Raw genomic sequence first — 20,115 nt, forward strand, 5'->3', positions numbered from 1 at the left:
CTTGACGTTTTTACTCGTTTCATTCGTATTCTGGATCAGCATTCGCTGCTTCAACGTTCTGATTTTCCCCTTCAATGCGTGTTAACAGGAGAGAGATCAGACAATAATTTTTTCGCTGCTTCTTCTGACAACTACAGTCATATCCTTTCGGGACATCAACCGAAACTTTGTAATCGCTCGTTACCAGCGGTTTCTCTGTTTTCTTCAGCCATTCATCTCCTTCTGATACGGTATAAGAATAGACCTCTGTTTCTTCCTCATTAACCAAGTTTAGACTCACTTGCTTAGGTCGATCTCCGGATTCATTGTTGCTGTCGGACCAAGTGCAATCAATATAGTAATTTTCTTCATTCTCTTTCGGCGGCAACGCAGTGGATGAGAGACGTTGGATCTTCTCTGCTGTTTCCTTCTTGGGTCTGGAATCAGACGGTTTGTTGTTTTGATCCAATTCTATGGTTTTGACAAAGCTCTCCGCAGTCAGATGAACATCTTCTCGAATGATCGCTTTTCGCCCAAATACCAATAAAAAGACAATCAGCATAATAAGGATGGTCACTCTCTCTAGCGTTTTTTTCACATGATTTTTCATAGGACACTCCTTTCAAACGTGCGTCAATGGGTGTGATTTTTTAAATGCGTATAGTTTTTGATGGCTTCTTCGATCGTTACGCCCGTTGCGTAGATAGACGCATCACACGAATCGTAAACGATAAATTCATTCTCTTTTGTATTTAATGCTACGTGGTATTCTCTGTTTCGCTGTTGTTTTTTCATGACTTCATTTCCTCTCTATTCTATGTATCAAGTGATATCTTTACAAAAAGTGAAGGGGGAAAGAACGCTGTCCCCCCTTCTCATTCTATTAATCAAACATTTTTTTGCCGGCTCTTAACAATGTCGGAATGTCCTTGTCATAGCGTGGTGTTTTTACAAGCTTAGACATCGGAACCCCAGCAAAGTGGAAGGCGGCGATTTCACCTGAACGGACCGCACTTTGTTCTGTAAAGATCATTTGATACGGTTGTTCCACAAATTCACCCGTAAAGGCTAGGTTTGTTGAGTGTTCAGGGATCACTTTCGGACGATCGATTTTTGCACGATTGTTGAACAGGGCAGACGCATACGGCATGTATACGGGAATACAGTTCACGATCCCCTCTAAAATTTCCGTTTCTTTTTCGCGAATATTGATTGGACCAGGGTCGACTTTGCTCAATTGACCGATCAATTCTTGCGCCATTTCTTTCCCAGTCATATCAATGTAGGGCTTGTTGATGAATTCACCTTCGCGACGAGGATAAAGGAAATACCCCCAAATAACAGTTTCATTTTCTTTTTGTGATGTGAAATGTGGTTGATGATGGACCACGATCGACATCCGAACATCCTTCTGACCTAAAGCTGTGATCGCCTCAGTAGAAATAAATGAATTCAAGGCATTTCCCGGCTGCTGCGTCGTAATACGTACGATCTCATTCAACAACACATGGTCTTTTGAGGTCAATGTGAAGCTGACCCATTCGCTGGCATCACGGTCCGCAAAGAATTTGTCTGGATTTCCCAGATTATAAAATTCATTTGAAATATTCTTCCATAAGCTTGATGCAGCACCATAGTCCATATCTTCAGGAGCCGGCGTATCATAATCGCCTAATGTTGCTGAATCTGTAATGGAACCGTTCGTAAATAGAACCGCTGTGTCTTCATCCACTGAGATGTATTGTTCGGTGTCATCCAGCGTATTGATCATTTTGATTCCTGTTACAGTGATCTCATCCTGCATTTTTGTTTGTTTAAAATCAAAGTCCGTCACAAGACGATCCAGTACGATCTTACAGCCTTGCGCTTCCAAATATTGGATCAACGGCAGCATGATGCTTTCAAATTGGTTGTAACGCGTCCGATTGACACCTACTAAATGCTCGATTTGCGTAAATTCGTAAATCATTTGATGCATGTAGCGACGGAATTCCTGCGCGGAGCTCTTTGTCCGAAAAGCAAAGGTCGTTTCCCACATATACCAGAAATTCGTTTCAAACATATGGGGATCGTCTTTGAAATAGTCTTCGATTGTTAAATTATCCAGTTTTTCCTCTTCTGAATCAGGCATCGCGATCAACGCGGTCAACAATTTACGATCCAAATGATTAAAGCCTAATTTTCCAGCATCTAAAATGCCGTGTTCGCCTTCTAATAAACGTGCTTTGTCAAATGTCGGATGTTTCGAATCGAAATCCCGAGTATCTTCTTCCGCTGTCATTCCTGGTTCGGTCGCTGAAGGGATACGGCTCAACAAATCCATAAGATCTACGTACGTGCGGTAGTTCAACATACGTCCGCCGCGGGCAACATACCCTTTTCTATTTTCCATAGGATGATTTTTATTCCAGTATTCATCTGTGACAGTGTCTGTAGGCGCACCATCATTTGAGCCGTGATTGTCTAAAGAATAGAACGTGATATCTTCTCCGTTCCATTTTCCTTCTTGAATAAGGTAAACGGCTGCCGCCATGTTGGCGATCCCCGCACCGATCATAATAGCTTTCTTTTTTTGCATTTTTCCTTCTCCTCTCAGTGGTTCATTTCTTTTGTTGAATCGTATTCATCGTACAGTGAGCTGTCATCTTCGAGTAATCCTGTTTTTTTACCCGCATAGAGAATGCCTAGTGTGACTAATCCAAAACTGATTCCTGCTTTTAATAAATTCTTTTTCATACCGTCATCTTCTTTCTTTTTTTAGTGATTAAAAAGTGAATGAATCCATTTCCTTTTCAAATTCAGCCATTTCTTTTTCGTCGTATTTTTCATAACGATTGGCTTCGTGCAAAATGTGTTTGATCTCGTGCAGCGTTTCTTTTTCTAACACCCATTTTTTTAATGTGTGTTTTTTAGGCTGTTGATCCAATGAATTCAATTCCGCTATTTTTTTATCCATTTTTTCTAGTGTTTGAGCTACTTCTTCTACAGTTTTCATTTCTTTGTTTTCATAGTTTGTCATAATGACCACTCCTTCTTTTATCGAGTTGATTGATTTAAATAGGTTGAATAATTGGCACCAGCTGCTTCATTGGTCGGTTGGCATAACATGTAGATCAAGAGGAGCCAACCAACGATCGGGATCAATCCCATCAATATCCAGGCACCGGAATGATTGGTGTCATGTAACCGACGAATCGTAAGGGAAAGTTGTGCGATGAACAAAACCACTCCAAGGCTGAGTACAAACATGTTTGCATTTTCTAATGTGAGATAAGAAAAGCCTGTCAATGCGATGCCTGTACGATAGAATAAGCTGTCGAACAACACACTGTATACGATTGTTGGAAGCCAGTATTGTTTTCTTGAAGCCGTGTACTGCCACTTGAACATATCTGTCCAAAATTCAAGTAAGCTTTTCATGAAGACCGTCTTCTTTCTATCATTTGTTTTTTCTGTATCTTTTGTGAAGGTGCTTGTTTTTTTTATTCCTGCAATTTTGATCACCTCGTTTAGCTGATAAGGAAATAATACGGCATTTTCTCCCCTTCAAAAGAACCACTTTTGTCTGATAAAACGACATTTTTTTCCCAAGCGAAAAAGAAAGAGTCTTTCCCCTTCAAACAAAAAAGAAGCGAACCCTTCTGAAGGTCCGCTTCTTTTTTGTATTTATATAGAAGCAACTCATTCGTTGCTCATTTAAAACTGCCGGTTGTTAGAAATCGCTCCATGTATCATCTGCCACCGCATCCGCTTGTTTCGGCTGACTTTCAGCAGGTCGAGTGTATGCTTTCTTATATGAAGCTCTTTCGCTGTTGTCTGCTGAAGGAATAAAGAAGGCAAACAGAAGATACAATATAATTGGCGAACCTTCTAAAAGGAAGATGGATAACACAAAGACCACACGTGCAATCGTAGGATCAATCCCGAAGTACTCCGCAATCCCTGCCAATGTTCCTGTCAATACCTTGTTATCTTTTGATTTCGTCATTTTTTTCATCTGAATCAGTTCTCCTTTTTTCTCCCAAATAGATGGGGCCCGATTTATAGTAGCGAGTTTCACTCACTAGGTCTCTTTCTCTTATGACTATAGTATGCCGTTTTTTTCTCTTTTCGTCATAGGCCTAAAGGAGTATTTTTTATTTAGCATTTGGTAGTAGTTTTTCGTTATTCTCACGCATGAAAGCTCCTTACCTATCCAAACAGTTGACAGTTTAGCCGCTAGAACTTAAAATGACAGACAATTAGACTCCTAACTAAAAGAGAAAGCAGGAATTCAATGATCCATATTCGCGAAATGAAAGAAACGGATAAACCGTCGCTGCGCCAACTTTACCTAGACAGTCGCCGAGTGGCCTTTTATTGGAGCGATCCAGAATCAATGCATCTAGCAGATTTTGACCATGATACCAAAGAAGAACATGTCTTTATTGCTGCGCTCGACCAACGAATTATTGGGTTTATTTCTTTGTATCTTCCAGATAATTTTATCCATTGTTTATTCATTGATCCTCGATTCAAAGGACAAGGCACTGGTCATCTCCTATTAGAAAAGGCCAAGCAGTCCTTGCATCTGCCGATGACCTTAAAGTGTTTGTCACGAAACACACCCGCTCTTGCCTTCTATGAAAAAGAAGGCTGGGAAAAGATCAATGAAGTAGCAGTTCAAGATCCCTATTGGAATATGATTTATAAATAGTTGTGCAGCCTTCTGGACAGACCCACAAAAAAAACCGCTCAGCCTCGTAGTAGTAACTCTACGATCGCTGCGCGGTTTTTTCGTTTACTTGCTGAAAAGAAATCCAATGTTCGTCATTGTTTAGTCTTATTTCTCTCTCTCAGTATCTGCTCTTTTTTGAATAATTTTTTGACCCAAATTAGCCCAATCCAGCGGTCTAGGCGGTGCTAACCAAACGATGCATTCTTTCTTGTAAAGGCTCCCTAGATCTCTGGAGTCCGTTAGCAGGATGTCCGCCTCGGTGATAGTTGTCGTGATCTCAGCACCGACTTGGTGGAAAAAACCGATATTTTCCATAATAAATTGGTTATACAAATGCCCGAAGGAAAAATCAACGTATACTTTGATGGTTTCTAACAGCACATTTTTTGGGAAAGCATCCAAAATTAGAAATAAGTACTGGAAGAATACCTGTTTCTTTTTTCTATATAACTCAGGATTCGTTTGCTGCATTTCTTTCACATAGGTTCCACAAAATTCCAAAAGCGCGGGATAATTTTGTTGAAAATAAATGATGTTGATCTCTGGCTGAATGGCTTCATAAGCCAAACTTGTCTCAAGTAATTGAAAATGCAAAAAGCGGCTACGTGCCATGAACGCCTTCTGATTCTCTGGGTTATTCGCAATTTTAGGAAATACTTTCGATAGACTGACTAACAGATCTTGGCTCCAAGCGGTAACCAAAGAATCGTCCGCTGGTGATAACTCTTGATCCAACGATTCCGAACAGGTCGCATAATAGCAAAAAAACGCGTAGACCTCTGCTTCGCGAAATGTGTCAGGAACCCTTCTAAAAAATGTATCGGAAAGCTCTTGACTGAAATTTTCAATTAGTAGATTGGCCGTTCGTTTTTCACTGATGTACTTTTTCTGCTGGATTCGCAAATTGGTCACATATAAATAGTACATCAAATTGTTTTTTTCATGGACCGTAAAATGAGCGCTATCGAACATCTGAAGCTTGGCTTGAATCAAACTTCTGTCAGACGAAGTAAAAATATCCTCTTGCCCTCTGTATATCCGTGCAAAGAGTTCCGTTAAGAAGAGTCGAATATTTTTCTCACTTTTGCCTGTTAACCGAAACTTTTTATCAATCTGAAGCTCAAAATCCTTAAGATTGTGATTCAATTTTTTATACGTGCTGTGGGCGATCGGATAACTGATCGTCTCTTTTTCTGAGAATTCATTCAGAGATTTAAACTTCTCTAAACTCGCCCCTAATAAAATATTGAAGCTTATCGATTCTTTGACATAATTTTCCAACAAGGTATCTGAATTCGCCGTCCCAGTACTTTCGACTTGAACAAAAGGCTCCTCTACAAAAAGGTGGATCTCCTTCGCCAAGCCAAATCGCTCCAAATCAAGAACCAATTGATCGATCGTACTTTTCAAGACGTAATTTGACATTTCCAGGTCATCGGACAGTTCCTTCTTTGTCAAGGCAAAGTAAGGGCTTCGTTCGACCTTTTTCAACAATTGATACTTCCGCCATTCTTCCTTTGCCAAAAAATTATCTAGCAAAACGATCACTCACTCTCGCCTCTAATTTACCATTTGCTTCCCCATACAATACGACTCCAGACAAAAGATAAGCACTCTGCGCGATATCAGGAAAATCATTTGGTGCGCCGCTTCCTCCATCGCCCCCGTTTGGAGGTGTGACCACCTGTTCTTGTGAAAAGAACGCCTCATTAAGAATCAATACTTGATTTTCAGGATGTCTTTTTTTCATAGGAAGATAGGGATCGTCAGGGGGGAAATCTGTCGATTGTCTATTTTCCTTTTTCCACTCAGGTGTCGGAACATGCAGGTGATCTGGATTCTCTTGGTGTGTCTCCTCTTGTTCTTTTTCCGAAGTATTTTTTGTCTCCAAAGTCGTTTGGGCGCTAGTAGTCTCTGTTTCCTCTAATTCAATTTGCCCATCTATCTTTGCGCTTTCGCTCGTTTCGCTAGATACCTCTTGCTCGGTGATTGGAGTGATCGTATTTTGAGGGTCTAAAGGATCATAGATGACCGTATTGCCAAATACGTGTTCAGAAAAAAGAAAAATCGATGCACCCAACGCGAACACCATTGATCGCGTGACCATTTTTTTCATTCTGTCACTCTCCTTTTCCGAAACTTAATCACTGACTTTAGTGATTATTTTGATACCAACTAATAAACAAAATAAAAATGAAACTACGACAATTATACAATATAACCTATTATTTTGTTTCTTTTTCCTAATAATTTCCTGTTTATCATGAACTATTTTTTGTTTCGTCATTTGACCTGGTTTTTTAAACAACTGCCCCTTCACGATAAACCGTTGCTTCGTCTGCGTCGGCTTGTCACAAGTAATCAGAGTGATTTCGGACGTCCCATGATCATCTAAGAAACGCAGGTCTGTTTGATCAATAATTTTCGTTTCACTTACAATATATTGATAAAAGCCGCTTGCATCTTCAAAAAATATAGAATCTCCAATTGCTACCTTCAGCAGCTTGCCAAATAATAAGCTCTCTTTTCCCAAATGGTGACCAATCAAGACCACATTGTGATTTTCAGGCGTTCGTTCTGGAAACAAGGTTCCTGCACCAACTAAAATTTCTTGATTCGTTACACCTGAAAAGACGGGGAGTCCTATGTCAACCTTCGGAATGATGAGTTGTCCAGATGCTTGAAATGTCTGGTTTCGCTGAAAGGCGAGTACATCTGCCAGATCTGGCGGCTGAACTGCCTCTAAGGGGACTTCAGCCGCCTTTTCACTCGTATAAGTTGTCTTGATGGTCACTTCTTGCGTTCTGTAAATAAGCAGTGCCTGTTTCATGAATGGTAAAAATAAGAAACTAATCGCTAGACAATAAATCAGTATTAAGCTAATCCTCAGTTTTTTTGTCATTTTTTTTCTTGCGCCATAGTAAGAACAAAAGAATCAACAATAGTAATAAAACACCAATCAGAATATAGATCCATGTGTGATCCTTCTTGATCGTGACATCTGAGTCATTCAATTTCTTCGCTACATCTGCTTTGATCTCGAAGTCCTTTTCTAAGGACCAATGATAACGAAAAGCCTCTTCTTTTTGCGCACCTTTTTCTTTGAATTTAAATGTGCCATCCGATTCTTTTTGACCGTAAGCTTCGATTTTCATCGTATATTCGTCAGCTTGCAGACGTTCTCCGTTCAACGGAACCGATATATTAAAGTTCGAATTTGGCGCCATTTGCATTTCTGATTTTTCATCGGTATATAGTGCTTCAGAACTTCCCTTTTTGGTGATGATTGTTTTTGTTGCTAAGTTATTTAAATACGTCCCATTCGGATTTTGAAGATTTCCCTGAATAACATTCCGTGCATTACGCTGATTTGGATCGACGTTATTCAATTTCAAATCTGGAGAGCCGTTTTCTGTTGTTTGACGCATCAATAAAGCCACGACATAGGAATACTCATTTTTGATCGCTAAACCTTTATCGTTGTTATCTGATGATGCTTTCGCTTCTTCCGATTGTTTTTCTTTGAACGTGATTCCTCCAGCAATAACACCGTCAAATTTTTCATTCGGCATATGTATGTTCACTTTATATTCGGCAGCAGATTTTGGTTTTAATGTGATCTCCGATGGTGCTTCAACGTACTCTTTTAAGTTGTATTTTAGTGAAGGATCGGGTTTGATCGTATTCTTGCTGTATTCTACAACGCCATTACCGTTAGTCGTGGCGCTGTTGATTTGTGCTTCCACGACAACTTCTTTATCTGTGTCGTTTCGCAAATCAACGGTCAATGTTTCTTTTTGATCTGGTGAAAGCATCAAGTCAAAGTAGGTTTTGTTTTTATCAATTTGGTTTTCTGAGGCTTTTGGTGTCACTGCAAAATTAAATTCTGAGGCATAGCCAGCGGTTGTTCCCATTAATAAACTAAAAAAAGCGATACATAGCGATGTTATTTTTTTATACTTCATTGTCTAGTTTTCCTTTCATTGAAAGAAAGGGATGCAAGAAGCACCCCTTCTTCAATTAAATAGTTATGATTAGTTTCCAGGTGCGTCGGTTAGTACCCACGTGAAGGTTGTTGAATATTTTTTCGCATATTTTGTTGTTGAACCAGGTACGCTTAATTCAATGCTGTTGGCACCTGTTGTTGCATCGGTTCCCCAGTTATTTAAATAGGTTCCTGCACCTTGGCCTGCTTTTGCAGCCATGACGTCTTGTAATTCACCAGTTGGATCGGCAACAATCGTCGCTTTACCCGTAGGTTTTGCTGAATCGGATGCTGTAACGACATTTCCGTTCTTAAATGTTACTTCAGCTCCGGTCAATTCTTTTGCATCTTCTGTTTTGAACTGGCTGTTTTGTTTTACTTGCAATGTCCAACCTGCTTCTGTTCCGCGGTTATCTGTTACTTGGACAAAGTTAGGACCAGTTTTTTCATTGCTGTCTTTATCAAGATATTTTTGCGCTTTTGCTTTGTATACCTCGTCTTTTGAGGTGATTTTTTGTGTTCCGAAATCTAAGCTTGATGCATAATCGATCGATAATGGGCCATTCGTTCCTGGTTTAGGACCTGTTGGGTCTGTTGGATCGACTGGCGTAACTGGTTTCGTTGGATCAGTTGGATCGACTGGATTTGTTGGGTCTGTATTAGGTGTAAACGTGATGACCCCGTTTGTGTCGTAATTGCCGCCATCTGCCGCAAAAGTTGTTGTTGTGCTCAAGCCAATACTTGCTAAAATAGCTGTTGCTAGAAATAAAGAACCAAATTTTTTCATTGTGATAGTCTCCTTTTATTTGAATTAATTGCCAGGTACGTCAGATAAGCTCCATGTCAATGTTGTACTGTATTTCACAGCATCTTTAGGGGTGCTGCCGGGTACAGCCAAAGTGATTGCTTTTGTCACGTCTGCATCAACTTCTTTGCCATCTTTGTCTTTTTCTTTTACTGATTCAGCCGTTCCCCAACGATTGACGTAGGTTCCTGCACCTTGATTTGTTTTCGCTGACATAACCAGACTTTCTGCACCTGCAGGATCTAAGGAAATCGTTGCTGCCGCTGTAGGATGTACGGCTGTCGAATTGCTGGCAACCGTCGGACTAACCAATTTAACCGCTGAGCCCGTTAACGTATCATTCAATGTGCTTGCCGCTTTGAATTGACCGTTTTGTTTTACCTTCAACGTCCATCCGCCGTTACTTCCACGGTTGTCTGAGACTTGAACATAGTTTGGCTTTGCTGCACTGCCATCTTTAAATTGTTGTGCTCTTGCATAGTACACTTCATCTTTATTGGTGATCTTATTTACACCAAAATCAAGTGATGACGCATAGTCGATGGATAACGGACCATCGGTTCCTGGATTCGGACCATTTGGATCTGTCGGATCGACCGGTTCGACCGGTTTAGACGGATCAGGATCAGTGGGGTCCACTGGTTTTGTTGGATCAGGATTTGGAATAAATTCCACCGCACCATTTGATGTGTAATCTGTGTCTGCTGCATGTGAAATAACACCGCCGACTGTTGAAAGTGATAGTGCTGCAAGTGTCGCAACGGTCATTAACCTTACTTTTTTCATCTTTTTTTCTCCTCACATCTTTTAGTGTCGTTGCCAAACTTTTTTTATTCATAAAAATCGGAAACGACCGTTATTTTAAGGAACATCTTTTAATGTCCATGTTACTGTTGTTTGATACTTTTTCGCATATTTGACTGTTTTCCCAGGAACCTTCAACTGAATCGCTTGTCCACCTGTGGCTTCGTTGGTCCCAAAACGGTACAGCCATGTTCCGAATCCTTTATCTGTGTCGGCTGTTATTACATTGATCTCCGCATCAAGCGGTAAAGAAAATCCGCTGCTTGCAACAGGTGCATACGCATTTGAAAGATTCGAGATCATTCCACCTTGAGTAAATATCAATTCAGCACCGCTTAATTTTTGAGATTCAGAAGTTTGAAACTGACCGTTTTGTTTGACTCCTAACTTCCATCCACTACCCGTTCCTCGAACGTCTGTGACCTGTACATAGTTTGGACCCTTTTTCTTAACACCGTCAAAATCAGTGTATTCTTGTGCATGAGCATAATAGGTCTCATCCTTCGTAGAGATCGCTTGATTCCCGAATTGGATACTTGAAGAAAAATCAAGAGATAAACTGCCGCCTGTACCTGCCGGAGGTCCAACTGGATTTGTCGGATCAACAGGAACAACTGGCTTTGTAGGATCTGGGAGCAGCGGGTCAAGTGGTTTTGTTGTCGTTCCCCCACCACTTTGATACTTCATATGTGTGTTCGTATCTTCTGCATGTGCGCCCGTTCCTCCAATAAATAGAAGCGAGACCATCAGAAAAATACTAACGAATGGTATGTGTTTCAGTGTTCTCGCCCTCCTTTAGCTTGAAGAAAACAAATGCTAACAAGACAACGCCGATCAATGAGGTGACCACATTTGAAGTATCCCCTGTAGCTGGAATGATCGTTCCTTCTCCTTTATAGGAAGGTAACGCGCCGGCATAGCCCGTCGTTGAATGTCCAGATTCCTGAGCGCCCTGTTCAGGAATAGCGGCAGAACCGCCCTCTTTTTGGGATTCCTCTTTTTTTGTGGGCTTTTTAGGATACTCATATTTTCCATAAAAGGCGGTAACCCCATTGCTATCATATTCCGCATCTGCGGCAAAAGCCGGAACAGCAGTAAACAGCAACACTATTAGTAGCAAACTTTTTATAGCTAATCGTTTCATCTACTCACCTAATTTCCTGGAACATCTTCTAATTGCCATGAGAGTTTTCCTGAATATTCACCCACCCGTTGCTTTTCAACGGGGACACTCAACTTGAAGCCGTTGTTTCCTGTCCATCCAGCGGAAATATCCTTGGAGCCATCAGAAGAAAATGATCCGGATTCTACGATTTGCGAAGCTGTGGTGATCGGTTTTTCACCTAATGTCGACGTATAATATAAAGCATCCTCTAAAGAGATCGTCCCATTTTTTAGTGTTTCAGATTGGCTCAACGTCAATCGCCAAGGCTTTCTTGCTCCGCCTCGTGTGTCGGAGACTACAAGAGTACCTGTAGCTGTTGGACGATAGGTCTCCAATTTGTTCGAAACAGAATTACTACCAAATTCCAGTCCATTTGGAACGGAAACTAATGATAAACTTCCTACTACTGTGATCTTTGTACCCGCTTTAAATGTTGCGTCACGATAAGTCATATCTGTTTTAGGATTAATATTACCAATTGAATTATTCGTACTTGGTCGGTCCGCCTCGCTTAATGCCGTGATCGGACCGCTCTGGTCTTGCAAGAAAAATTGTAAGACATCTCCTCGTGTAATTTGTATCGTTGATATATCAATCGTCCATTTCCCATCGGCTCCTACTAGTTGCCCAGGAATTCCAGATGGTTGACCATTGACGGTAAATGTTATAATACTGTTAGGTTCCCCAGTTCCTGTTAATTGCTTCGTAATGCTTTGGATGCCATCCGCATGATCGACTTTCGCAGGTTCTGGTGGTGTGACATCGATGACAGTGGTAGTGATTGGTGTTGGTGTGATCCAAGGTCCGCGTTCTGCGATTCCTGAGATATTTTCTCCAGCTTTTTGGAATTTGACGGGTGTGCTTGTGTCTGTGTAAGAGACATAGCCATTTTTATCTGTCAGTAGATTGTCTCGGACATTCCCGTTTGTATCTGTCAGTTTCACCTTCGCCTGGTTTTCTGACGCATACACAGGAATATACTTGATCTCCCCGCCAACTAAACCATTGTTATCGGGTACTTCACCAATAATTACTCGGCCTTTGATTGTCTTATCGGCATCTGTCACAGGTGTCCATTCGATTTTAGGATCTTGGTTCATCCCTGAAATTCGGCGATAGTTCGCCTGCTTGAATTGGTCCAATCCAGCAACGGATGTCGTCACAGCCTCTCTCGAACCACTCCCCGTAACTTTCAAACTCGGTACTTTCGCATAGGTTTCACTTGACGGCCCTAAAACAGGCACGCCAACCTTCCAAAGATCAACATCTGAATCTAGAATTGAAAACGTATTGTTCGCTTCACTTCCATACGCGACATTAACCGCGATTTGCGAGTTATTCAGGTTTCTCAAATCATATTGAGCAGGACTGTTCAACGTGAAGGAGTTCCCCGTTCGACTGACACTCCCAGTTCCTATACCGTTCGCTGCCATATTGATCAACGGTTGATTACTTGTTCCGATTACATAAAAGAAACTTCCCGGCTCCGCGTTTAAATACGTATTGTTGGCACTAAATGCAACGATCGACCCAGCCAATTGTTTACTTGTTAGATTGACAACTGCGCCTTTTTTGATCGTCATTCCCGCACCAGTATCATCAAAACGTACCGCATTCCCAGGCATGTCTACGTTAAATACACTGTTCTCTCCAACCGTCAGCGCTAAATAATAGCTGTAAACTGCTGGATAGGTTCGCCCTGTCGTTTGTGTTTGACCAACATCAACATGACAATTTTTTCCTATCGTGAATTCTCTTGAAGCCCCCGTTGATCCAGCACTAGCACGTACGTTGTACCAAAATACAGAGAAATCATAGTAATTGACGTTTCCTTTATAATTCGTGCCGTCTTCCATGATCAAGCTTCCTAGATAAAAGTTTTCAGCACGGGTATTGATGTTCATATTGCCATAGACTCTGACTTCTGAGTGTGAAGCCCTCGCTAATCGTTGTACCCCAGATTCAGCTGTGATATTCCCAAAGCGATACTTCCATTTTGCTCCAAAAGTATAATTTAGACGGTTCCCAACGATGTCTTCAGAATACGCTCCGCCATACCTTTGGTTTAGGGTGATATCATGCATATGAAAAGAACCCGTAGCATTTTGAGGTGAAGCTAAATAAATGGAAGAATCTTTGAAATCAACACGGTGCCCTTGACCGTCGATCTCCAGATCATTTTTTCTGGCGTAAGTCGACAAGGTCCCATCTGAAGCACTTGGGTTGTCAAAGCTTTTGGATAAGGATATCTTAGTAATCGTTTCATTCCGAATCGCTTTGACAAAATCTGACCAGTTATCCACGACCGCTTCATTTGCTGCTAATGCACGAATCTTTGCCTTTTTGGCTTCTGGTTCCTTCTCACTCGTTTCCGAAGATGCTGTTTTATCTGTTGAGTTATCAGAATTTTCTGTCTTTTCATCACGAGGAGCTGTCGAACTTGTTTCTGCTGACGGTATGTCTTCAGATGATGAATCCATCACACGATCATCTGTTTTACTCTCATCAGTAGAAGATTGGATACTATTACTTAGATCTCCTACCTCCGTTTGCTCAGTGGAACGCGTACTTTCTTGTGTGGTTTCTTCAGCATTCACATGAGGAACTTGGAAATATGGAAGTAAAATGATTAAAAATAAGACTACTTTAATTTTGCGTCTTAACATTCTCTCACCTCCTTTACGAACTAAATATTATCATAGCGTTTGCCCATTTTTTATATTATTTTTTAAAAGATTTGGTAATTTAGTTATAACGCTTGTGATATTAGTCTATTATTAACAAAACCAAAAGCAGATTCATTTTATATTAATATTAAAATAATGTGTGTCATATTACATTTTTATATACTCCAAAGACAACATTAGGTACTGACTACTAAATAGTAAGCACTTTTCTCAGATTCTCAAGAATATTAAATAACAATTATTCTCGTTAAAAAAAGGTTTAGAGACACGATGAATCCATATAGACCAAACATTTTCTGAAAACACTTTGAAAATTATTAAATTTTTCTTATTTAATTCATAAATGAATAAATCTATGACCTACTTTTAGTGAAAATACATAAAAGCACACTTGTGGAAGAATCCACAAGTGTGCTTTTATAATGATAATCAATCAGCTTCTAGTCAATAATTTAACATTTTCTACTAAATTTTTTGCAGTTAGCCCATAAAAATCTTTCAATAATTTAGGATCTCCTGATTGACCAAATTGATCTTGAATTCCAATTTTAACTACTCGAGTTGGATAATGTTCTGCTAAGTATTCCGCTACGGCACTACCCAATCCGCCGATGACGCTGTGCTCCTCAGCTGTAATAATCCAAGGAGTTTCTGCTGCAGCTTTTATAAGAAGAGACTCGTCTAACGGTTTGATCGTCGAATAATTCAACACCCGAATTTGAATACCTATTTCAGCCAATTTTTTCGCTGCCAACACGGCTTCTTGTACCATTGAACCGGTAGCAACAATCGTTCCTGAGTTTCCTTCTATTATTGTTTCTGCTTTTCCTATTTTAAAAGGAGATTTTGTATCATGGATTCGTTTGACAGGCAGACGTCCTAGACGTAAATATACAGGACCATCCTGTTCGAATATCGCTTTCATCGCTGCCTCCGTCTCCAAATCATCCGCAGGATTAAGAATAGTCATACCTGGGATCACTCTCATTAAAGCCAAGTCCTCAATGGACTGATGAGAACCCCCGTCTTCACCTACTGTAATTCCAGCATGTGTCGCCGCAATAGTTACGTTTAATTTTTGGTAAGCAACTGCATTTCGAATCTGCTCGTACGCTCTACCTGCTTCGAAAATCGCAAAACTACTAGCGAAGGGCCTCTTCCCTCCTAAAGCAAGTCCTGCCGCAGTTCCAATCATGTCTTCTTCTGCAATGCCCATATTAAAAAACTTTTCTGGTGCAGCCTTGGCAAACATGTCCGTTTTCGTTGCAGCCGATAAATCTGCATCTAAGACCACTATGTCTTTATGATCTTTTAGTTGAACCAATGTTTCTCCATACGCTTGTCTCGTTGCTTTTCTCACCTAGAGTGCCTCCTTAAGTTCCGCCAATGCTCTTTCAGCCTCTTCTGGAGAAGGCGCTTTTCCATGCCAGCTAACTTGATCTTCCATGAAGCTAATACCCTTACCTTTATGTGTTCGGCACACAATAACTGAAGGACCATCTTTCCTGCGTTTCACTTCTTGAACAGCTTTTGTTAATGAATCAAAGTCGTGTCCATCAGCTGTCAATACATGCCAATTGAACGCAGCGAATTTCTGGCCGATATCTTTTACAGCCATTACTTCATCATTCGTTCCATCGATCTGCAACCCATTATTATCTACAAATGCAATTACGCGATCCAATTTGTAATGAGCTGCAGTCATCACAGCTTCCCAGACTTGCCCTTCCTGCAATTCACCATCACCTAATAAAATATAAACATTTTTTTCGATGCCATTCATGCGTTGAGCCAATGCCAATCCATTCGCGATGGACAAACCTTGCCCCAATGAACCACTCGAAGTGTCAACACCTCGCGTTTTAAGTCTATCCGGATGCCCTTGCAACTGAGAACCAAATTTTCTCAATCCAAGTAGTTCTTCTTTCGAAAAGAACCCCTTATCCGCTAAAACAGCGTATAGGGCTGGTGCTGCGTGCCCTTTGGAAAGAACGAAATAATCTCTATTTTTTTGATCATAATACTTTAAATCAATATCCATTTCTTGATAATAAAGTACCGTTAAGATATCAATCGCTGACAACGAACCTCCAGGGTGTCCTGAACCAGCCGAAGCCAACGATCGAATAACCCACTGTCGCAATTCAATTGCTTTTTCTTCTAAATTAACCATGCTTATCTTCCATCCATTTATTTTTTCATTTCTTCAAGAAAGACATTCATCAGCATCCAAGATGATTCGGAGCCAGGATCTTTGTGTCCAACTGCACGTTCTCCTAATCTCATTGCCCTTCCTTTTTTTGCAATTAGTGGGACGGTCGATTCTGCTCCGTGCTTCATAATTGATACGGCTTCTTCCATTATCGCTACAGAATCAGCCTCATTTTTATGCTCCGTCAAATAATCGATTCCAGGTAGTAATGCATCAAGCATGGTTTTATCGCCTATTTCAGCTTTTCCCCGCTGTTGAACTGCATCAATACCATTTTTCAACATACCGACAAATTCCGGGAATGAGACTTCAGATTTTCCAGTATCATCTTTGCCCATCTTGATAAAGAAACTACCATATAGTGGACCCGAAGCACCGCCAACTTTACTTAAAAGCACCATACCCGATTTCTTTAGTAAGGCTGTAATATCTTCCGCTTTTTCTAAATTGTCTTGCAAGTTGGCATTCACTGCTCTAAAGCCAATACTTAAATTGATTCCGTGATCCCCGTCACCAATGTCTGAGTCCAACTTGGTCCAGTAATCCCGATTTTCTTCCGCCAGCTCCGCCATTCTCTCTAAACTATTCGCGAAAAATTGTTTATCCAGCACTATTTCATTCATGAGTACACCTCTTTTTATTTTTTCTTTGCAAAAATTTCTGTTAACATCTTATTCACATTCCCTGAAGGTTACTAAATTTCTCATCGAAATTCTTTTTCTACAATTTATAAAATGGTGTATTACATGGTGCATCTAGCAATTCTCTGATCTCAACGTCTAATTTTACTAAGGTAACAGACATCCCTGCCATATCCATGGAAGTCGCATAATTGCCTACATCAGTCCGATGGATTTTTATTCCTTTTTTATTCAAGATTTGATCAACACGTCGATAACAAACGTATTGGTCCATTACAGGTAATGCCCCTAAACCATTGACCAAGACATAGACTTCGTCGCCTGCATCAATTTTTGAATCTTCAAGAATAATTTTCATGATCTCGTCAATGATTACATCGGCCTTTTCAACTTTACGGCGTTCGATTCCCGGCTCTCCATGGATCCCCATACCAATTTCCATGTCCCCTTCATCCATTTGGAAGATAACATCACCGGTAACTGGTAACGTAGAAGAAGACAGTGCAACACCTAACGAGTAGGTATTATCGTTTGCTTTTTCAGTCACTGCTTTAACTTGATCCAAATCGTACCCTTTTGCAGCTGCACTTCCAGCCACTTTAAAGACTGGTAGGTCGCCTGCTACGCCGCGACGGTCCTTTTTGTCTTTTGCGGAATAAACATCGTCTGTTGTGGTAACCGTTTCTACACGAATCCCATCTTCCTCTAGTGCCATTTCAGCACCCATATCAAAATTCATTACATCGCCAGCATAATTTCCGTAAAGATATAAGCAGCCTTTACCGCTATCTACCGCTTTTACAGCTTCGTAACACGCATCCGGTGCAGGAGAAGTATTCACATTCCCAACTACTGCTGCGTCAGCAAAGTCCTTTCCGACATAACCTAAGAACATTGGTTCATGACCCGAGCCACCACCCACGATCACCCGAACGCGGGGCTCTTTACTCATAAGTTTACTAACAACCACACGATTTTCTAAATCTAATGTCACATAATCCTTATTGGCCGCTGCGTATCCTTCTAACATTTCTTCTACTACTTCATAGCCATCATTTATAAGACGCTTCATCTTCTCATTCTCCTTTTTTCTATTCATATATTTTTATTGAATGCTATTTTCTATTTTTTATAAGAACAAAGACAATAATAATCCGCCTAATAATCCGCCTGATACAGCTGCTAGAATTTTAGGAATTGATTTTTTTACATTTCCTCCAACCAATGCGGAAGCCACCCATACACCAACGCCGGCTGCTAACCCTTGATCGACCCATGCACCCGTTTGCGCGATCATTGGGGTTGAGATGCCGTGATTAATACACCAAACGGTTCCGACAATAAACAAGGCTGCCATCCAACCACCGATTGGTCCCCAGTGCTCCACCATTTTGCCCCATGCCATACGAATTACAAAGGGAAATAAAAAGCCCCCACATACTGTTGCCAGTCCTAAAGCCAAAGTCATTTGTTTTCCTCCGTTTCTTTTTAGATACTATTCTTCGCCAACCAACCGATCCAATTCTTTTTCCGTCATTCCCGGTTCCGGTGCCTTTTCATCTCGTTGTTCTTCTTTTGCGACACTCTTTTCAAAGGCAGCTGCGACGATCCCACCGATGACTGCGCCAACGATTACTAATGCAATCGTCGGTAAAGCGTCTGAAAAGACAGATGCCCCCTGCATGAAAGAGTCCCGAGCAATCCCGCAGACACCGATTGCAAGTCCCATATCCACGAATGCTGCATCGTCTTCGTTTCCGGTCAGATTAAGGTAATGATTCATAAACCACATTGGGCCAATAATAATTCCAGCTGCCAAGTACCCCCCAAAGATGCCAAAACTTCCAAGCTCATTCCAAACAGACATGACTATCGTGCCAGCGACCATATAACCTACCATGCTTCTTAAAAATTTCATTTTTCGCTCCTCACTTTCGTATTCAATAACGTCTTACAATTGGGCCAACTCTTGGATGATCGTTTCTTTCTTCTGACAAACAGTGGCCTGAACAGCCGCTGCAAATGCCCCTTCTACCAATGGACAATCCATGATTTCCGTTTTATCTTGCAAATCTTCTTCCTCAATCAAATCAATAGCCGTTTCAGAGCTCAATATAGCGCTTCCAATATCGCAAAAAATAAGAATATGATCACAATCCGAATTTGCTTCTATCGCCTCCATGATCATAACGGAATTAGTACCCAGCCGACCATCTCCAGTACCGCCTGCAGAAATGATTCTTACCGCATCACTGGTTCCTGTCATCTCTTCAATCATCTCTTTTGTTCCATCTGTAATTTTTTGACTATGGGAAACAAGAATAATGCCAAACATTTTATCCCTCCTTTACTCTTTTAACGGTGTCAACAATCGATGCATATTGTGTTGGTTTATGTCCGAAACGCCCTACAAACACTCCATCCACATTGTCGTCTGAAACAATCAATTGAACATTTTCTTGAGATACAGAACCACCATAAATGATGCGAATATTTTCCGCTGTCTTTCTATCGAACAACTCTTTGATGCATTCGCGAATCAGTCCATGCACTCGCTGCACATGCACCGCACTCGCCGCACACGTTTGACCAACGGCCCAAGCAGGTTCATAGGCCAAAATAACTTTTTCCGTTTGTTGTCCTTCAAGCTGGAACAAATCAAGAAATAACTGCTTCTTCATTAAGTCCTTGATTTCTTGATAGTCCTCTGTTTTCATGATTTCACCAATACACAAGACTGGTGTGACATCATAATTCAGGGCTAGGCGAACTTTTTGATTAATCATTTCATCTGTTTCATTGAAAATTGTCCGTCGTTCCACATGTCCGATCTCCGCATAGCTGCCCTTCATATCTTTCAACGATTCGATTGAAAATTCGCCAGTATAAGCCCCATTGGATTCAGGCGCAATATTTTGTGCGCCCAATCCTATTTCTGAATCTTTTAGGATCATCGCTACTGGGTATAGCACGCCCATTCCGGGACACATGAATTGTTCGATTTTTTTCTCATTTCCCACTTCTTCAACGATTGCATGAGCAAAATCTCGGGCATTGTCTATTTCGTTTTGGTACAGCTTTAAACTAATCCCAACAATTGGCTTCCGCATGATGATTTAC

Annotated in this window: 25 protein-coding genes; 1 reads left to right on the forward strand and 24 read right to left on the reverse strand. The window is 40.9% G+C overall.

All coding sequences use genetic code 11. The annotated features are described in order from the left end of the window. Positions 1-19 precede the first annotated feature (19 nt). The 7 genes from I592_RS18310 to I592_RS18335 form a co-directional block, all read right to left on the reverse strand. Positions 20-589 carry a Cna B-type domain-containing protein gene (locus tag I592_RS18310; RefSeq protein WP_010779083.1) on the reverse strand — a complete coding sequence of 190 codons (570 nt, stop codon included), beginning with the start codon at positions 587-589 and terminating at the stop codon, positions 20-22. 23 nt (positions 590-612) lie between these two features. Further along, on the reverse strand, positions 613-774 hold the full coding sequence (locus tag I592_RS21765) for a hypothetical protein (RefSeq protein ID WP_010779082.1): 162 nt from the start codon (positions 772-774) through the stop codon (positions 613-615). An 88-nt stretch (positions 775-862) separates the two neighbouring features. Next, the gene (locus I592_RS18315; protein WP_010779081.1) at positions 863-2,557 is read right to left on the reverse strand and encodes an oleate hydratase; all 1,695 of its coding nucleotides are present in this window, start codon (positions 2,555-2,557) and stop codon (positions 863-865) included. A gap of 14 nt (positions 2,558-2,571) precedes the next feature. Next, positions 2,572-2,715, reverse strand: a complete 144-nt coding sequence (locus I592_RS18320; protein WP_010779080.1) for a hypothetical protein — start codon at positions 2,713-2,715, stop codon at positions 2,572-2,574. A 28-nt stretch (positions 2,716-2,743) separates the two neighbouring features. Beyond that, positions 2,744-2,998 (reverse strand): hypothetical protein, encoded by a 255-nt coding sequence (locus I592_RS18325; protein ID WP_010779079.1) that lies wholly within the window; start codon positions 2,996-2,998, stop codon positions 2,744-2,746. A 17-nt stretch (positions 2,999-3,015) separates the two neighbouring features. Next, a complete protein-coding gene (locus I592_RS18330) occupies positions 3,016-3,483 on the reverse strand; it encodes a DUF805 domain-containing protein (protein ID WP_049944374.1) in 468 nt (155 codons plus the stop codon). Positions 3,484-3,691: 208 nt separating this feature from the next. After that, on the reverse strand, positions 3,692-3,976 hold the full coding sequence (locus I592_RS18335; RefSeq protein ID WP_010779077.1) for a PspC domain-containing protein: 285 nt from the start codon (positions 3,974-3,976) through the stop codon (positions 3,692-3,694). Between the two features lie 279 nt (positions 3,977-4,255). On the opposite strand from I592_RS18335, the gene I592_RS18340 reads away from it, so the two are divergent. Further along, complete coding sequence (locus tag I592_RS18340; protein ID WP_010779076.1) at positions 4,256-4,675, forward strand: GNAT family N-acetyltransferase; 420 nt, start codon at positions 4,256-4,258, stop codon at positions 4,673-4,675. 126 nt (positions 4,676-4,801) lie between these two features. Here the strand turns inward: I592_RS18340 and I592_RS18345 are convergent, their stop codons facing one another. From I592_RS18345 to I592_RS18425, 17 genes are all read right to left on the reverse strand, one after another. Further along, complete coding sequence (locus I592_RS18345; RefSeq protein WP_010779075.1) at positions 4,802-6,244, reverse strand: helix-turn-helix domain-containing protein; 1,443 nt, start codon at positions 6,242-6,244, stop codon at positions 4,802-4,804. Further along, positions 6,225-6,812: a hypothetical protein gene (locus tag I592_RS18350; protein WP_010779074.1), complete on the reverse strand. Its 588-nt coding sequence runs from the start codon at positions 6,810-6,812 to the stop codon at positions 6,225-6,227. The genes I592_RS18345 and I592_RS18350 overlap by 20 nt, the downstream gene beginning before the upstream one ends. Positions 6,813-6,836: 24 nt before the next feature. Beyond that, on the reverse strand, positions 6,837-7,526 hold the full coding sequence (locus I592_RS18355; RefSeq protein ID WP_244265210.1) for a class A sortase: 690 nt from the start codon (positions 7,524-7,526) through the stop codon (positions 6,837-6,839). 49 nt (positions 7,527-7,575) lie between these two features. Continuing rightward, positions 7,576-8,661, reverse strand: coding sequence for a WxLIP family cell surface protein (locus I592_RS18360; protein ID WP_010779072.1), 1,086 nt, complete (start codon positions 8,659-8,661; stop codon positions 7,576-7,578). A gap of 69 nt (positions 8,662-8,730) precedes the next feature. Beyond that, on the reverse strand, positions 8,731-9,468 hold the full coding sequence (locus I592_RS18365; protein ID WP_010779071.1) for a WxL domain-containing protein: 738 nt from the start codon (positions 9,466-9,468) through the stop codon (positions 8,731-8,733). 24 nt (positions 9,469-9,492) lie between these two features. After that, positions 9,493-10,272 carry a WxL domain-containing protein gene (locus I592_RS18370; RefSeq protein WP_010779070.1) on the reverse strand — a complete coding sequence of 260 codons (780 nt, stop codon included), beginning with the start codon at positions 10,270-10,272 and terminating at the stop codon, positions 9,493-9,495. A 75-nt stretch (positions 10,273-10,347) separates the two neighbouring features. Beyond that, a complete protein-coding gene (locus I592_RS18375) occupies positions 10,348-11,037 on the reverse strand; it encodes a WxL domain-containing protein (protein WP_010779069.1) in 690 nt (229 codons plus the stop codon). A 10-nt stretch (positions 11,038-11,047) separates the two neighbouring features. After that, on the reverse strand, positions 11,048-11,434 hold the full coding sequence (locus I592_RS18380) for an EF2685/EF0750 family sortase-dependent surface protein (RefSeq protein ID WP_010779068.1): 387 nt from the start codon (positions 11,432-11,434) through the stop codon (positions 11,048-11,050). Positions 11,435-11,442: 8 nt separating this feature from the next. After that, positions 11,443-14,121: a pectate lyase-like adhesive domain-containing protein gene (locus I592_RS18385; protein ID WP_010779067.1), complete on the reverse strand. Its 2,679-nt coding sequence runs from the start codon at positions 14,119-14,121 to the stop codon at positions 11,443-11,445. Between the two features lie 454 nt (positions 14,122-14,575). After that, positions 14,576-15,502, reverse strand: coding sequence for a transketolase family protein (locus tag I592_RS18390; RefSeq protein WP_010779066.1), 927 nt, complete (start codon positions 15,500-15,502; stop codon positions 14,576-14,578). Next, positions 15,503-16,315 (reverse strand): transketolase, encoded by an 813-nt coding sequence (locus tag I592_RS18395; protein WP_010779065.1) that lies wholly within the window; start codon positions 16,313-16,315, stop codon positions 15,503-15,505. Between the two features lie 17 nt (positions 16,316-16,332). Then, on the reverse strand, positions 16,333-16,977 hold the full coding sequence (dhaL, locus tag I592_RS18400; protein ID WP_010779064.1) for a dihydroxyacetone kinase subunit DhaL: 645 nt from the start codon (positions 16,975-16,977) through the stop codon (positions 16,333-16,335). 97 nt (positions 16,978-17,074) lie between these two features. Beyond that, positions 17,075-18,067 carry a dihydroxyacetone kinase subunit DhaK gene (locus I592_RS18405; RefSeq protein ID WP_010779063.1) on the reverse strand — a complete coding sequence of 331 codons (993 nt, stop codon included), beginning with the start codon at positions 18,065-18,067 and terminating at the stop codon, positions 17,075-17,077. A gap of 57 nt (positions 18,068-18,124) precedes the next feature. After that, positions 18,125-18,463 carry a Lin0368 family putative glycerol transporter subunit gene (locus I592_RS18410; RefSeq protein WP_010779062.1) on the reverse strand — a complete coding sequence of 113 codons (339 nt, stop codon included), beginning with the start codon at positions 18,461-18,463 and terminating at the stop codon, positions 18,125-18,127. Positions 18,464-18,490: 27 nt separating this feature from the next. Continuing rightward, positions 18,491-18,913, reverse strand: a complete 423-nt coding sequence (locus I592_RS18415; protein ID WP_010779061.1) for a Lin0368 family putative glycerol transporter subunit — start codon at positions 18,911-18,913, stop codon at positions 18,491-18,493. Positions 18,914-18,946: 33 nt separating this feature from the next. Continuing rightward, the gene (dhaM, locus tag I592_RS18420) at positions 18,947-19,330 is read right to left on the reverse strand and encodes a dihydroxyacetone kinase phosphoryl donor subunit DhaM (protein WP_010779060.1); all 384 of its coding nucleotides are present in this window, start codon (positions 19,328-19,330) and stop codon (positions 18,947-18,949) included. A gap of 1 nt (position 19,331) precedes the next feature. Further along, the gene (locus I592_RS18425) at positions 19,332-20,105 is read right to left on the reverse strand and encodes a triose-phosphate isomerase family protein (protein WP_010779059.1); all 774 of its coding nucleotides are present in this window, start codon (positions 20,103-20,105) and stop codon (positions 19,332-19,334) included. Between the last annotated feature and the right edge of the window lie 10 nt (positions 20,106-20,115).

This window comes from Enterococcus gilvus ATCC BAA-350, from assembly GCF_000407545.1.
Taxonomy (GTDB): domain Bacteria; phylum Bacillota; class Bacilli; order Lactobacillales; family Enterococcaceae; genus Enterococcus_A; species Enterococcus_A gilvus.